This is a genomic window from Enterobacter sp. K510 (assembly GCF_055804875.1).
The window spans coordinates 446621-459377 of the sequence record NZ_JBNRLQ010000002.1 but is presented as its reverse complement, the minus strand read 5'-3'; the positions used below and the strand labels follow the sequence as shown (position 1 = coordinate 459377).

The 12757-nt window shown below is 56.7% G+C and carries 15 protein-coding genes; 7 read left to right on the top strand and 8 right to left on the bottom strand.

Features of this window, described 5'->3' with window-relative positions:
- Position 1 precedes the first annotated feature (1 nt).
- On the bottom strand, positions 2-946 hold the full coding sequence (gene znuA, locus ACQUTD_RS04805) for a zinc ABC transporter substrate-binding protein ZnuA (RefSeq protein ID WP_318364216.1): 945 nt from the start codon (positions 944-946) through the stop codon (positions 2-4).
- 78 nt (positions 947-1024) lie between these two features.
- Here znuA and znuC point away from each other — a divergent pair, with 78 nt between their 5' ends.
- Positions 1025-1780 carry a zinc ABC transporter ATP-binding protein ZnuC gene (gene znuC / locus ACQUTD_RS04800; RefSeq protein ID WP_072568793.1) on the top strand — a complete coding sequence of 252 codons (756 nt, stop codon included), beginning with the start codon at positions 1025-1027 and terminating at the stop codon, positions 1778-1780.
- Positions 1777-2562 carry a zinc ABC transporter permease subunit ZnuB gene (gene znuB / locus ACQUTD_RS04795; protein WP_072568794.1) on the top strand — a complete coding sequence of 262 codons (786 nt, stop codon included), beginning with the start codon at positions 1777-1779 and terminating at the stop codon, positions 2560-2562. The genes znuC and znuB overlap by 4 nt, the downstream gene beginning before the upstream one ends.
- Positions 2563-2607: 45 nt before the next feature.
- Here znuB and ruvB read toward each other — a convergent pair whose 3' ends face one another.
- The 6 genes from ruvB to aspS form a co-directional block, all read right to left on the bottom strand.
- Complete coding sequence (ruvB, locus tag ACQUTD_RS04790; protein WP_072568795.1) at positions 2608-3618, bottom strand: Holliday junction branch migration DNA helicase RuvB; 1011 nt, start codon at positions 3616-3618, stop codon at positions 2608-2610.
- An 11-nt stretch (positions 3619-3629) separates the two neighbouring features.
- Entirely contained in the window at positions 3630-4241 is a 612-nt protein-coding gene (gene ruvA, locus ACQUTD_RS04785; RefSeq protein ID WP_072568796.1) for a Holliday junction branch migration protein RuvA, read from the bottom strand.
- A gap of 81 nt (positions 4242-4322) precedes the next feature.
- Positions 4323-4844, bottom strand: coding sequence for a crossover junction endodeoxyribonuclease RuvC (gene ruvC / locus ACQUTD_RS04780; protein WP_318373649.1), 522 nt, complete (start codon positions 4842-4844; stop codon positions 4323-4325).
- 34 nt (positions 4845-4878) lie between these two features.
- Positions 4879-5622: a YebC/PmpR family DNA-binding transcriptional regulator gene (locus ACQUTD_RS04775; protein WP_473273902.1), complete on the bottom strand. Its 744-nt coding sequence runs from the start codon at positions 5620-5622 to the stop codon at positions 4879-4881.
- 27 nt (positions 5623-5649) lie between these two features.
- Positions 5650-6093, bottom strand: coding sequence for a dihydroneopterin triphosphate diphosphatase (nudB, locus tag ACQUTD_RS04770; protein WP_072568799.1), 444 nt, complete (start codon positions 6091-6093; stop codon positions 5650-5652).
- Between the two features lies 1 nt (position 6094).
- Positions 6095-7873, bottom strand: coding sequence for an aspartate--tRNA ligase (gene aspS / locus ACQUTD_RS04765; RefSeq protein ID WP_473273901.1), 1779 nt, complete (start codon positions 7871-7873; stop codon positions 6095-6097).
- Between the two features lie 266 nt (positions 7874-8139).
- Between aspS and ACQUTD_RS04760 the strand changes: the two genes are divergently transcribed.
- The 5 genes from ACQUTD_RS04760 to cmoB are packed head-to-tail and all read left to right on the top strand — an operon-like array spanning position 8140 to position 11723.
- Positions 8140-8706, top strand: a complete 567-nt coding sequence (locus tag ACQUTD_RS04760) for a hydrolase (protein WP_473273900.1) — start codon at positions 8140-8142, stop codon at positions 8704-8706.
- Positions 8703-9521 carry a DUF72 domain-containing protein gene (locus ACQUTD_RS04755; protein ID WP_473273899.1) on the top strand — a complete coding sequence of 273 codons (819 nt, stop codon included), beginning with the start codon at positions 8703-8705 and terminating at the stop codon, positions 9519-9521. The genes ACQUTD_RS04760 and ACQUTD_RS04755 overlap by 4 nt, the downstream gene beginning before the upstream one ends.
- A 54-nt stretch (positions 9522-9575) precedes the next feature.
- Positions 9576-9971 carry an MAPEG family protein gene (locus ACQUTD_RS04750; protein WP_072568851.1) on the top strand — a complete coding sequence of 132 codons (396 nt, stop codon included), beginning with the start codon at positions 9576-9578 and terminating at the stop codon, positions 9969-9971.
- A 40-nt stretch (positions 9972-10011) separates the two neighbouring features.
- Positions 10012-10755 carry a carboxy-S-adenosyl-L-methionine synthase CmoA gene (cmoA, locus tag ACQUTD_RS04745; RefSeq protein ID WP_072568852.1) on the top strand — a complete coding sequence of 248 codons (744 nt, stop codon included), beginning with the start codon at positions 10012-10014 and terminating at the stop codon, positions 10753-10755.
- The gene (gene cmoB, locus ACQUTD_RS04740; protein ID WP_318376800.1) at positions 10752-11723 is read left to right on the top strand and encodes a tRNA 5-methoxyuridine(34)/uridine 5-oxyacetic acid(34) synthase CmoB; all 972 of its coding nucleotides are present in this window, start codon (positions 10752-10754) and stop codon (positions 11721-11723) included. Before cmoA ends, cmoB begins: the two co-directional genes overlap by 4 nt.
- Positions 11724-11996: 273 nt before the next feature.
- Here cmoB and cutC read toward each other — a convergent pair whose 3' ends face one another.
- A complete protein-coding gene (gene cutC, locus ACQUTD_RS04735) occupies positions 11997-12743 on the bottom strand; it encodes a copper homeostasis protein CutC (RefSeq protein WP_473273898.1) in 747 nt (248 codons plus the stop codon).
- Positions 12744-12757 lie beyond the last annotated feature (14 nt).

Below are 12757 nucleotides of genomic sequence, written 5' to 3'. Positions count from 1 at the left end.
GTTATTCTCCTTTCAGGCAGCCCGAGTACTGGTTGGCGAGTTGAGTCAGGAACTGGGGATAGCTCGCTTTACTCAATTTGATACTGGTTCCAAGCGGATCCAGGGTCCCCATGCGAACTGAGGTACCTCTCGCAACAGCTTCAATAACGGCTGGCCTGAACTGTGGCTCAGCAAAAACGCAGGTTGCTTTTTGCTCAACCAACTGTGTTCTGATTTCATGTAAACGCTGAGCACCAGGCTGAATTTCAGGGTTAACGGTGAAATGACCAAGAGACGTCAGACCATAATGTTTTTCAAAGTAGCCGTAGGCGTCATGAAAAACGAAGTACCCTTTACCTTTCAGCGGTGCCAGCTCTTTACCCACCTGCTCATCGGTTTGGGCTAATTGTGCCTCAAAATCCTTCAGGTTGGCGTCAAGTTTGGCTCGACTTTGCGGCATAACTTCCACTAATTTTTGATGGATTGCAACCGCTGCCAGCCGCGCTACGTCTGGCGAAAGCCAAATATGCATGTTGTATTCGCCATGATGGTGATGGTGGTCACCATTTTCATCATGATCGTGGCCGCCCTCATGTTCGTGCTCGTCTTCCTCAGCGCCTTTCATCAGCAAAGGTTTCACGCCGGGCAGCTCGGCCATCACCACTTGTTTCGACTGCGGGATTTTTTGCGTGGTCTTTTGCATGAAGGCTTCCATGTCCGGCCCCACCCAGACAACTAAGTCCGCGCTCTGTAAGCGTTTTACATCGGACGGGCGCAGCGCATAATCATGCTCAGACGCGCCATCCGGCAGTAAGACTTCTGTGTTAGTGACGCCATCAGCAATAGCCGACGCAATGAATCCGATTGGCTTAAGTGAGGTTACTACGGCTGCGTTTGCGCCTGTACTCAGGCCAGCCCATAAAGCAGCGGAAACCGCTGCGCAAAGAAGCGTATTTTTATGTAACATAATGCGACTTATCATCGTAATGAATTGGTGGAATGTGATATTATAACATTCTGTCACTTGTGCAAGTCTTTAAACGCTATGACTAATTTAGTTTCACTTGAAAAAGTCTCTGTCTCTTTCGGTCAACGCCGCGTCCTGTCTGACATTTCGCTGGAACTGAAACCGGGGAAAATTTTAACCTTACTGGGGCCAAACGGCGCCGGGAAATCGACGCTCGTGCGGGTGGTATTGGGCCTGGTAGCAGCGGATGCGGGGGTCATCAAGCGCGATAAGCAGCTGCGCATTGGCTATGTGCCGCAGAAATTGCATCTCGACGCCACGCTGCCGTTAACCGTCAGCCGTTTTTTACGTCTGCGTCCGGCAACCCGTAAAGCTGACATTTTGCCTGCGCTTAAACGCGTGCAGGCGGGGCATCTCATTGACGCGCCGATGCAGAAACTCTCCGGCGGGGAAACCCAGCGGGTGCTGCTGGCGCGCGCGCTGCTTAACCGCCCGCAGCTGCTGGTGCTGGATGAACCCACCCAGGGCGTGGACGTTAACGGTCAGGTGGCGCTTTACGATCTGATCGACCAGTTACGCCGCGAACTGGATTGCGCCGTGCTGATGGTGTCGCACGATCTGCATCTCGTGATGGCCAAAACCGATGAAGTGCTGTGCCTGAATCATCACATCTGCTGTTCCGGGACGCCGGAAGTGGTTTCCATGCACCCGGAATTCATTTCGATGTTTGGCCCGCGCGGCGCTGAACAGCTCGGTATCTATCGCCATAACCATAATCATCGTCACGATTTGCAGGGACGCATTGTACTGCGTCGGGGAAATGGACACTCATGATCGAATTATTACTGCCCGGCTGGCTGGCCGGAATTATGCTGGCCTGTGCCGCCGGTCCGCTTGGTTCTTTTGTTGTCTGGCGTCGGATGTCTTATTTTGGCGATACGCTGGCGCATGCCTCACTGCTTGGCGTGGCCTTTGGCCTGATGCTGGACGTCAATCCGTTCTATGCGGTGATCGCCGTTACGCTGTTGCTTGCAGCCGGTCTGGTGTGGCTGGAAAAACGTCCTCACCTTGCCATTGATACCCTGCTGGGCATTATGGCGCACAGTGCGCTGTCGCTGGGTCTGGTGGTAGTCAGCCTGATGTCGAACATCCGCGTCGACCTGATGGCCTACCTGTTTGGCGATCTGCTGGCGGTGACGCCGGAAGATTTGCTGTCTATCGCCATCGGCGTGACGGTGGTGATCGGCATTCTGCTCAGCCAGTGGCGCAATCTGCTTGCCATGACCATCAGCCCGGATCTGGCCTTTGTGGACGGCGTAAAACTGCAACGGGTGAAATTACTGCTGATGCTGGTGACCGCCCTGACGATTGGGGTGGCGATGAAATTTGTCGGCGCGCTGATTATCACGTCGCTGCTGATCATTCCTGCCGCGACGGCGCGGCGCTTCGCCCGTACGCCGGAACAGATGGCGGGCGTGGCCGTGGGTATTGGCGTTGTCGCCGTGACCGGCGGTTTAACCTTCTCTGCTTTTTACGACACCCCTGCCGGTCCGTCGGTGGTGCTGTGCGCCGCAGCGCTGTTTATTCTGAGTATGCTGAAGAAACAGGCAGCGTAATGCAGGCCGCCTGCCCTCTCCGCACCGGAGAGGGCAAAAGCGCGGTTACGGCATGGCGGGCGGCGTGATGCCGAAGTGATCCCAGGCCCTGATCGTCGCCATGCGGCCGCGCGGGGTGCGCTGTAAAAAGCCCTGCTGGATGAGAAATGGCTCCAGCACGTCCTCAATAGTTTCCCGCTCTTCGCCAATGGCCGCGGCGAGGTTATCCAGCCCAACCGGGCCGCCAAAGAATTTATCGATCACCGCCAGCAGCAGCTTGCGGTCCATATAGTCGAAACCTTCCGCATCGACATTAAGCATATCCAGCGCCTGTGCCGCGATTTCCAGCGAAATGGTGCCGTCGTGTTTGACTTCCGCAAAGTCGCGCACGCGGCGCAACAGGCGGTTGGCGATACGCGGCGTGCCGCGGGAGCGTTTAGCCACTTCCCAGGCACCCTCTTCGCTCAGCTCCAGCCCCATAAAGCGCGCGCTGCGCCCGACGATATGCTGCAGATCGGCGACCTGATAAAACTCCAGGCGCTGCACAATACCGAAACGGTCGCGCAGCGGCGACGTCAGGGAACCGGCGCGGGTGGTTGCACCAATCAACGTAAAGGGCGGCAAATCGATTTTGATCGAGCGGGCCGCAGGGCCTTCGCCGATCATAATATCCAGCTGGTAATCTTCCATCGCCGGATAGAGCACTTCTTCCACTACCGGCGATAAACGGTGGATCTCATCGATAAAGAGCACATCATGAGGTTCAAGGTTGGTCAGCATGGCGGCGAGATCGCCGGCCTTTTCCAGCACCGGCCCGGAAGTGGTGCGTAAATTGACGCCCATTTCATTGGCGACAATGTTTGCCAGCGTGGTTTTTCCAAGCCCTGGCGGGCCAAATATCAGGAGATGATCCAGCGCATCGCCGCGCAGCTTCGCCGCCTGAATAAAAATCTCCATCTGCGAGCGTACCTGCGGCTGACCGATGTATTCGTCGAGCAGTTTAGGGCGGATCGCCCGATCCACCGCTTCTTCTGGCGTCAGGTTTACGGCCGACACGAGACGGTCTGCTTCAATCATCCTTTACTACCTCACATTGCAGCGCGGAGCGCTTCACGGATAAGATTTTCACTGCTCGCACCCGGCTGAGCAATTTTACTCACCATGCGGCTGGCTTCCTGAGGTTTATATCCCAGCGCCACCAGCGCAGCAACTGCTTCCTGCTCGGCATCATCTTCCGCAGGACCGGCCGGCGATGCCAGCACCAGATCGCTGGCGGGGGTGAAGAGATCGCCATGCAGGCCTTTGAAGCGGTCTTTCATTTCGACAATCAGGCGTTCCGCCGTCTTCTTACCAATGCCCGGTAGTTTGGTGAGCGCCACGGGATCTTCGCGCTCTACGGCGTTAACGAACTGTTGAGCGGACATACCGGAGAGAATGGCCAGCGCCAGCTTCGGCCCGACGCCGTTGGTTTTGATCAGCTCGCGAAACAGCGTGCGCTCCTGCTTATTGTTAAAACCGTACAGCAGCTGCGCGTCTTCGCGTACCACAAACTGCGTAAAGACGATGGCTTCCTGTCCGGCATCGGGTAGTTCATAAAAACAGGTCATTGGCATATGCACTTCATAGCCTACGCCACCCGTCTCAAGCAGTACCAGCGGGGGTTGTTTTTCGAGAATAATGCCTCTGAGTCTGCCTATCACATCGCGCTCCTGCGTTAATGGCAAAGTTATTGTGGGCTATCATATAAAAAAGGCTGGATAAATATCCAGCCTGATTTGCAATTATCGCAACCGCCCGCGCGCCAGATTGAGCCGGCTGTCGCTGATTTGCACCGCATTCTGACTGACATGACAATGCGTAATGGCGATGGCCAGCGCATCGGCGGCGTCGGCCTGCGGATTGGCGGGCAGTTTCAGCAGCGTACGTACCATATGCTGCACCTGGCTTTTCTCCGCGCTGCCGGTGCCCACTACCGTCTGTTTGACCTGCCGTGCGGCATATTCAAACACCGGCAGATCCTGGTTAACGGCGGCGACAATCGCCACGCCACGCGCCTGTCCCAGCTTCAGCGCCGAGTCGGCGTTTTTCGCCATAAATACCTGTTCAATGGCGAAATAATCCGGCTGAAACTGGGTGATGATCTCCGTCACGCCCGCGTAGATGAGCTTCAGGCGGGACGGTAAATCATCGACTTTGGTGCGAATGCAGCCGCTGCCGAGGTAGGTCAACTGTCTGCCAACCTGGCGGATGACGCCATAACCGGTGATGCGTGAGCCAGGGTCAATACCGAGAATAATCGACATCACGCGCCTCCGTCGTTAAGGCCTGCCTGGCACGTCATTCTAACGTAGCCGCAACCTCATCAGAGATCTCGCCATTATGGTAAACTTCCTGCACGTCATCGCAGTCTTCCAGCATGTCGATCAGGCGCAGCAGTTTCGGCGCAGTTTCGGCATCCATATCGGCTTTGGTGGACGGGATCATGGAGACTTCTGCCGCGTCGGCCTTCAGGCCCGCCGCTTCGAGCGCATCTTTCACCGCACCCATATCTTCCCAGGCGGTATAAACGTCGATGGCGCCGTCATCGTAGGTCATCACGTCTTCCGCACCGGCTTCCAGCGCTGCTTCCATGATGGTGTCTTCATCGCCCTTTTCAAAAGTGATGACGCCTTTCTTGCTGAACAGATAGGCCACGGAGCCGTCAGTGCCGAGGTTGCCGCCGCATTTGTTAAACGCGTGACGCACTTCCGCCACCGTACGGTTGCGGTTATCAGAGAGGCATTCAACCATTACCGCCGTGCCGCCAGGACCGTAACCTTCGTAAATGATGGTTTCCATCTGCGCATCGTCGTCACCGCCCACACCGCGCGCGATGGCACGGTTTAAGGTGTCGCGCGTCATGTTGTTAGACAGCGCTTTATCCACTGCCGCACGCAGGCGCGGGTTAGAGCCGACGTCAGCGCCGCCCAGACGGGCAGCCGTGACCAGCTCACGGATAATTTTGGTAAAGATCTTACCGCGTTTGGCATCCTGTGCCGCTTTGCGGTGTTTGGTGTTGGCCCATTTACTATGACCTGCCATAAAAATATCTCCAAAAGCCTCGCCCTTTCAGGCGGCGTTAATTACAAATTCTTCAATCGCCTGCCGGTTGCTCCATGATTTGGTTAATGCAGCCGCAGCGGGCGCATCCAGCCAGCGGTAGGTCAGATGTTCCGTAAACACAATCTGCCGCTCATGGGGCAGCGCAAGACAGAACCAGGATTCCGTATTGCGCTCAATACCCGGCGCGTAGCGATGACGCAAATGAGTAAAGATCTCAAACTCCACCGTGCGCTGACAGTCGACTAAGGTCAGTTGCTCTTGCACAACGTCGATAACGACCTCTTCCTTTACTTCACGCAGGGCGGCCTGCGACGCGGTTTCCCCCTCCTCCAGGCTGCCGGTTACCGACTGCCAGAAATCAGGATCGTCGCGTCGCTGCAACATCAGCACCCGTTTCGTGTCCTGCGCATAAATCACCACCAGCACGGAAACGGGACGCTTATATTGCATATTATTTATTCTCCGGGGACTCTTTTTTGATCACCTGAATACCCAGTTCGGTCAGGGACGCGTCGTTTGCGAAACTCGGCGCTTCCGTCATCAGACAGGCGGCTGCGGTGGTTTTCGGGAACGCGATCACATCACGAATGTTGTCGGTGCCGGTGAGCAGCATGGTCAGGCGATCCAGACCAAAAGCCAGACCCGCATGCGGCGGCGTACCGTATTTCAGGGCGTCCAGCAGGAAGCCGAATTTCTCGCGCTGTTCCTGTTCGGTGATGCCGAGAATGCCGAACACGGTCTGCTGCATTTCACTGCGGTGGATACGCACGGAACCGCCGCCCACTTCGTAACCGTTGATCACCATGTCGTAGGCGTTGGCGATAGCCGTTTCCGGCGCTGCTTTCAGCTCTTCCGGCGTCATGTTGCTCGGCGCGGTGAACGGGTGGTGCATCGCGGTCAGGCCGCCTTCGCCGTCGTCTTCGAACATCGGGAAGTCGATAACCCACAGCGGCGCCCATTTGGACTCGTCGGTGAGGTTCAGATCTTTGCCGAGTTTCAGACGCAGCGCGCCCAGCGCATCGGCAACCACTTTCTTGTTGTCGGCGCCGAAGAAAATCATATCGCCATCCTGCGCGTCAGTGCGGGCAAGGATCGCTTCCACAATCTCAGCGTTAAGGAATTTCGCCACCGGGCTGGTGATACCTTCCAGACCTTTCGCACGCTCGGTCACTTTAATATAGGCCAGGCCTTTCGCGCCGTAGATCTTAATGAAGTTGCCGTAGTCGTCGATCTGTTTACGGCTCAACGCCGCGCCGCCGGGCACACGCAGGGCAGCCACACGGCCTTTGGGATCGTTCGCCGGGCCTGCAAAGACGGCGAATTCCATGTCTTTCAGCAGATCGGCCACGTCCACCAGCTCCATCGGGTTACGCAGATCCGGTTTATCGGAACCGTAACGACGCTCGGCTTCCGCGAAGGTCATCTGCGGGAACTCGCCGAGATCCACGCCTTTAATGTCCAGCCACAGCTGGCGGATCAGCGCTTCCATCACTTCACGCACCTGCGGCGCAGTCATGAAAGAGGTTTCCACGTCGATCTGGGTAAATTCTGGCTGACGGTCAGCACGTAAATCTTCGTCGCGGAAGCATTTAACGATCTGATAGTAGCGGTCAAAACCGGACATCATCAGCAGCTGTTTAAACAGCTGCGGCGACTGCGGCAGCGCGTAGAATTTACCTTTGTGCACACGTGAAGGCACTAAATAGTCGCGCGCGCCTTCCGGCGTGGCTTTGGTCAGCATCGGGGTTTCGATGTCGAGGAAGCCGTGATCGTCCATAAAGCGGCGCACGAAGCTGGTGATTTTGGCGCGCGTTTTCAGGCGGGTCGCCATTTCCGGGCGACGCAGATCCAGATAACGGAATTTTAGACGCGCTTCTTCGGTGTTGACGTGATTGGAGTCCAGCGGCAGCGATTCTGAACGGTTGATGATCTCCAGATCGGTGGCCAGCACTTCGATTTCGCCGGTCGCCATATCGCTGTTAATGTTTTTCTCGTCACGGCGGCGTACGGTGCCGGTGACCTTAATGCAGAACTCATTACGCAGTTCAGAAGCCAGCTTTAATGCGTCCGCGCGATCCGGATCGAAAAACACCTGCACGATACCTTCGCGGTCGCGCATATCGATAAAGATCAGGCTGCCGAGATCACGGCGACGGTTGACCCAACCACACAGAGTCACCTGCTGCCCCTCGTGGGACAGTCGAAGCTGTCCGCAATATTCTGTACGCATGAGATATCCCTTAACTTTGCCGCAGGCCGATTGTCGCCTGCCGTGCAGGCCACGTTGTCGCAGCGTTAGCCTAATGTCACAACTGGATGAAAAAAGGGGGTTATTATACTGGAAATTCTGGCGGACGATAAGTGCCACGCCGTGCGGACGCGCGATTGCTGCGCGCTTATTGCGTAATCTCACAAAAATTAACAATATTTGTCAGCCGCGCTACCCTTTTATACAGGTAAGGTAAACGCGATGTCATTCAATAAACGGGAGTTATTATGCTGGAACTGAACGCCGCCACCACCGCACTGGTCGTTATCGATTTGCAGGAGGGGATCCTGCCCTTCGCCGGTGGCCCGCACAGCGCCGGGGATGTGGTGGCCCGCGCCGCGCGGCTGGCGGAACAATGCCGCCTTAAAGGCGCGCCGGTGGTGATGGTGCACGTCGGCTGGTCTGCGGATTTTGCCGAAGCGCTGAAACAGCCCGTAGATGCCGCGATCCCGGCCCACTCGCTGCCGGACAACTGGTGGGATTACCCTCTTGCGCTGGGTAAAAAAGAGAGCGATCTGGAAGTAACCAAACGTCAGTGGGGCGCGTTTTACGGCACCGATCTGGAAATGCAGCTGCGTCGCCGTGGCATCGACACCATTATTCTCTGCGGGATCTCCACCAATATCGGCGTCGAGTCCACCGCCCGTAACGCCTGGGAAATGGGCTTTAAGCTTGTGGTGGTGGAAGACGCCTGTAGCGCCGCCAGCAGCGAGCAGCATCTCGGCAGCATGACCAACATCTTCCCGCGCATCGGCCGCGTACGCAGCACCGAAGAGGTGCTGGCAGCCTTATGATTTACATCGGGCTGCCGCAATGGTCGCACCCGAAATGGGCGCGGCTTGGTATTCAGGGACTTGAAGACTACGCCCGACACTTCAACTGCGTGGAGGGTAACACCACCCTCTACGCTCTGCCGAAAGCGGAGATCGTCGCGCGCTGGCGCGAGCAGACTCACGATGATTTTCGCTTTTGCTTTAAATTTCCGGCCACCATTTCCCACCAGGCGGCGCTGCGCAACTGCGACGATTTAACCCAGGAATTCTTCACCCGCCTGTCCCCTGTTGCAGATCGTATGGGACAGTTCTGGCTGCAGCTTCCGGCGACTTTTGGCCCGCAGGCATTACCTGCCCTGTGGGAATTTCTGGATGGCCTGCCGAAAACCTTTACCTATGGCGTGGAAGTGCGGCATGCGGAATTTTTCGCCAAAGGTGAAGCAGAAACGCAGCTTAACCGTGGCCTGCATATGCGTGGCGTTAACCGGGTGATATTAGACAGCCGACCGGTGCACAGCGCGATCCCGAGTAACCAGGCCATTATTGACGCCCAGCGTAAAAAACCGAAGCTGCCGGTGCATGCGGTAGTCACCGCGCGGGATCCCATGGTGCGCTTTATCGGCAGCGACGACATGGCGCAAAACCGCGCGCTGTTCGACGTCTGGCTGCAAAAGCTGCCGCTGTGGGAGCAAAGCAGCACGCCCTGGCTGTTTTTACACACGCCGGATATTGCCCAGGCCCCGGAACTGGTGGATACCCTCTGGTCGTCTCTGCGCGCGGCCATACCGTCCGTCGGCGCCGCGCCCTCAATTCCACAACAATCCTCTCTTTTCTGAAGCAGTCGCGCTATCATAGAGGTGTGCCATCTTTGTACCTCTAACGGAGTTGTTATGGTTAGCGCGCTGTATGCCGTGCTGAGCGTTTTGCTGTTGATGAAGTTTTCCATGGATGTTGTACGGTTACGCATGCAGTACCGCGTCTCTTTGGGTGACGGCGGTTTTAGCGAACTGCAAACGGCGATCCGTATTCATGGCAATGCGGTGGAGTACCTCCCCGCCGCCCTGATCCTGCTGCTGTTTATGGAAATGAACGGCGCAGAAACCTGGATGGTACATTTTTGCGGCCTGCTGCTGGTTATCGGGCGGCTGATGCATTACTACGGGTTGCACCACCATCTGCTTTTCTGGCGTCGTTCTGCCATGAGCGCCACCTGGTGCGCGCTGATCCTGCTGGTGCTGGCTAACCTGTGGTATATGCCCTGGGAGTTGGTTTTCTCCCTGCATTAGCGCACAATACGCCACTTTTGTTTTCTCGGATTTTTACGTTATGCCTCACCGCGACACGCTTTTTTCTGCGCCAATCGCCAGCCTGGGCGACTGGACATTTGATGAACGGGTAGCCGAAGTCTTCCCGGATATGATCCAGCGCTCCGTTCCGGGCTACTCGAATATCATCTCCATGATCGGCATGCTGGCCGGGCGTTTCGTCACGCCGGATACGCAGGTCTACGATCTGGGCTGTTCTCTGGGCGCGGCCACCTTGTCTGTCCGCCGTAATATCGCCCATGAGGGCTGCAAAATCATTGCCGTGGATAATTCACCGGCGATGATCGAACGCTGCCGCCGCCATATCGAAGCCTTCAAAGCGCCAACGCCGGTAGAGGTTGTGGAAGGCGACATCCGCGCGGTGCGTATCGAAAACGCCTCAATGGTGGTGCTGAATTTCACCCTGCAATTCCTTGAACCTGCTGAGCGCCAGGCTTTGCTGGACAACATTTATCAGGGCCTCGTCCCGGGCGGCGCGCTGGTGCTGTCGGAAAAGTTCAGCTTTGAAGATGCCCAGGTCGGCGAGCTGCTGTTCAATATGCATCACGACTTCAAGCGTGCTAATGGCTACAGCGAGCTGGAAATCAGCCAGAAGCGCAGCATGCTGGAAAACGTCATGCTGACGGACTCGGTGGAGACGCACAAAGCACGCCTGCGCAAAGCCGGTTTTGAACACAGCGAGCTCTGGTTCCAGTGCTTTAACTTTGGTTCGCTGGTGGCGCTGAAAGCCGGGGATGCGCAATGATCGACTTCGGCAATTTTTATCAGCTTATCGCCAAAAATCATCTCTCCCACTGGCTGGAAACCCTGCCCGCGCAGATCGCCAGCTGGCAGCGCGATGCCCTGCACGGCCAGTTTAAACAGTGGAATAACGCCGTTGAGTTTCTGCCGGAAATGACCCCTTACCGGCTGGATCTGCTGCACAGCGTCACCGCCGAAAGCGAGACGCCCTTAAGCGACGGTCAAATCAGACGCATCGAAACGCTGCTGCGCAATCTGATGCCGTGGCGCAAAGGGCCATTTTCCCTCTACGGCGTGGACATTAATACCGAATGGCGCTCCGACTGGAAATGGGATCGTGTACTGCCCCATCTGTCGGATCTGACCGGGCGCACCATTCTGGACGTCGGTTGCGGCAGCGGTTATCACCTGTGGCGCATGATCGGCGCGGGAGCGCATCTGGCGGTGGGTATCGATCCGATGCAGCTCTTTTTATGCCAGTTCGAAGCGGTGCGTAAACTGCTGGGCAACGATCAGCGCGCGCATCTGCTGCCGCTGGGCATTGAACAGCTTCCGGCGCTGAACGCCTTTGACACCGTCTTCTCGATGGGCGTGCTCTATCACCGCCGCTCGCCGCTGGAGCATCTGTGGCAGCTGAAAGATCAGCTGGTGAAAGAGGGCGAGCTGGTGCTGGAAACCCTGGTCATCGAAGGGGATGAAAACGCCGTGCTGGTGCCGGGGGATCGTTATGCGCAAATGCGTAACGTCTACTTTATCCCGTCGGCGCTGGCGCTGAAAAACTGGCTGGAAAAATGCGGCTTTGTGGACGTGCGTATCGCCGACGTCAGCGTGACCTCCGTTGAGGAGCAGCGCCGCACCGACTGGATGATCACCGAATCCCTGGCGGAATTCCTCGATCCGCTTGATGTCAGCAAAACGGTGGAAGGTTACCCTGCCCCGCAGCGTGCGGTGTTGATTGCCCGCAAACCGTAACCTTGCGTCGGACGCCCGCCCGGCGGCGCAGGCTTGCCGGGCCTACACGTTAACTTTACATCTTTTTCCAAACGGGTTCGGTTTGCAACAAGGCGGCGACGCAGCAAATCCCCGGGAGCTTACATAAGTAAGTGACCGGGGTGCGCGAGGAAAGCCAACGCAGTGGCAGGCCGAAACAGGCAGGAAAAAGACAAAAAAAGGCCCCTGTTGAAATTGCAGGGGCCTGGTACAAGCAAGCATCACATTGGGCGACATGATGCGCGGTAAAAAGGGTTAACGAAAGCGATGACGGGCGATCATCGCTTTCATCTCAGAAACCGCGTCGCCATCAACGCCATAACGGGAATACTCATCCGCGCTGGCATCCGAAGACATCGACAATCCTGAATGACGATAACGCATTGGTGACGGCGTCCATCTTCCCGCTGAACTGTGAACCTCCGCGATACCCGCGTCGAGAAACAGTTCAAGGTTGGAAGGGCGAACGCCAGCACCGGCCATAATGATTGGAACACGGGAGTGTGCTTTTAGTTCCGTAATAAATGAAAGTCCTTGCTCCGCCGACGCCTGCTGACCCGACGTAAGGACGCGCGCCACGCCTGAATCCGCTAGCTTTTCAAAAGCTTCGATGGGGTTCTGGCACATATCAAATGCACGATGAAAAGTTACCGCCATCTCTCCGGCAGCATCCATTATTTGCCGCATCCGCGGCAAATCGACGTTGGCGTCCTCGTCCAGTACGCCGGTGACCACGCCCGGATAGCCCAGCGATTTGATGAAACGGATGTCTTCCAGCATGGCGCGGAATTCCGCCTCGCTGTAGCAAAAATCCCCGCCGCGCGGACGCACAATCGGATGCACCGGAATAGTCACGCTTTCCCGCACGCGTTTTAACACGCCGTACGAGACGGTCAGCCCGCCCTCTTTCGGCGCAGCGCACAGTTCAATACGATCCGCGCCTTGCTGTTCGGCAACGATCGCGCACGCCTCGCTGTAACAACAGATTTCCAGTAATGCCACGGTTTTCTCCTTAA

Excerpts from the sequence above, each read along its gene's own strand:
- ruvB (WP_072568795.1), bottom strand. The coding sequence starts at position 3,618 with ATGATTGAAGCAGACCGTCTCGTGTCGGCCGTAAACCTGACGCCAGAA.
- ACQUTD_RS04760 (WP_473273900.1), top strand. The coding sequence starts at position 8,140 with ATGCTGGAACTGAACGCCGCCACCACCGCACTGGTCGTTATCGATTTG.
- nudB (WP_072568799.1), bottom strand. The coding sequence starts at position 6,093 with ATGCAATATAAGCGTCCCGTTTCCGTGCTGGTGGTGATTTATGCGCAG.
- znuA (WP_318364216.1), bottom strand. The coding sequence starts at position 946 with ATGTTACATAAAAATACGCTTCTTTGCGCAGCGGTTTCCGCTGCTTTA.
- ACQUTD_RS04750 (WP_072568851.1), top strand. The coding sequence starts at position 9,576 with ATGGTTAGCGCGCTGTATGCCGTGCTGAGCGTTTTGCTGTTGATGAAG.
- ACQUTD_RS04755 (WP_473273899.1), top strand. The coding sequence starts at position 8,703 with ATGATTTACATCGGGCTGCCGCAATGGTCGCACCCGAAATGGGCGCGG.
- znuC (WP_072568793.1), top strand. The coding sequence starts at position 1,025 with ATGACTAATTTAGTTTCACTTGAAAAAGTCTCTGTCTCTTTCGGTCAA.
- cmoA (WP_072568852.1), top strand. The coding sequence starts at position 10,012 with ATGCCTCACCGCGACACGCTTTTTTCTGCGCCAATCGCCAGCCTGGGC.
- aspS (WP_473273901.1), bottom strand. The coding sequence starts at position 7,873 with ATGCGTACAGAATATTGCGGACAGCTTCGACTGTCCCACGAGGGGCAG.
- cmoB (WP_318376800.1), top strand. The coding sequence starts at position 10,752 with ATGATCGACTTCGGCAATTTTTATCAGCTTATCGCCAAAAATCATCTC.
- ACQUTD_RS04775 (WP_473273902.1), bottom strand. The coding sequence starts at position 5,622 with ATGGCAGGTCATAGTAAATGGGCCAACACCAAACACCGCAAAGCGGCA.
- znuB (WP_072568794.1), top strand. The coding sequence starts at position 1,777 with ATGATCGAATTATTACTGCCCGGCTGGCTGGCCGGAATTATGCTGGCC.
- ruvC (WP_318373649.1), bottom strand. The coding sequence starts at position 4,844 with ATGTCGATTATTCTCGGTATTGACCCTGGCTCACGCATCACCGGTTAT.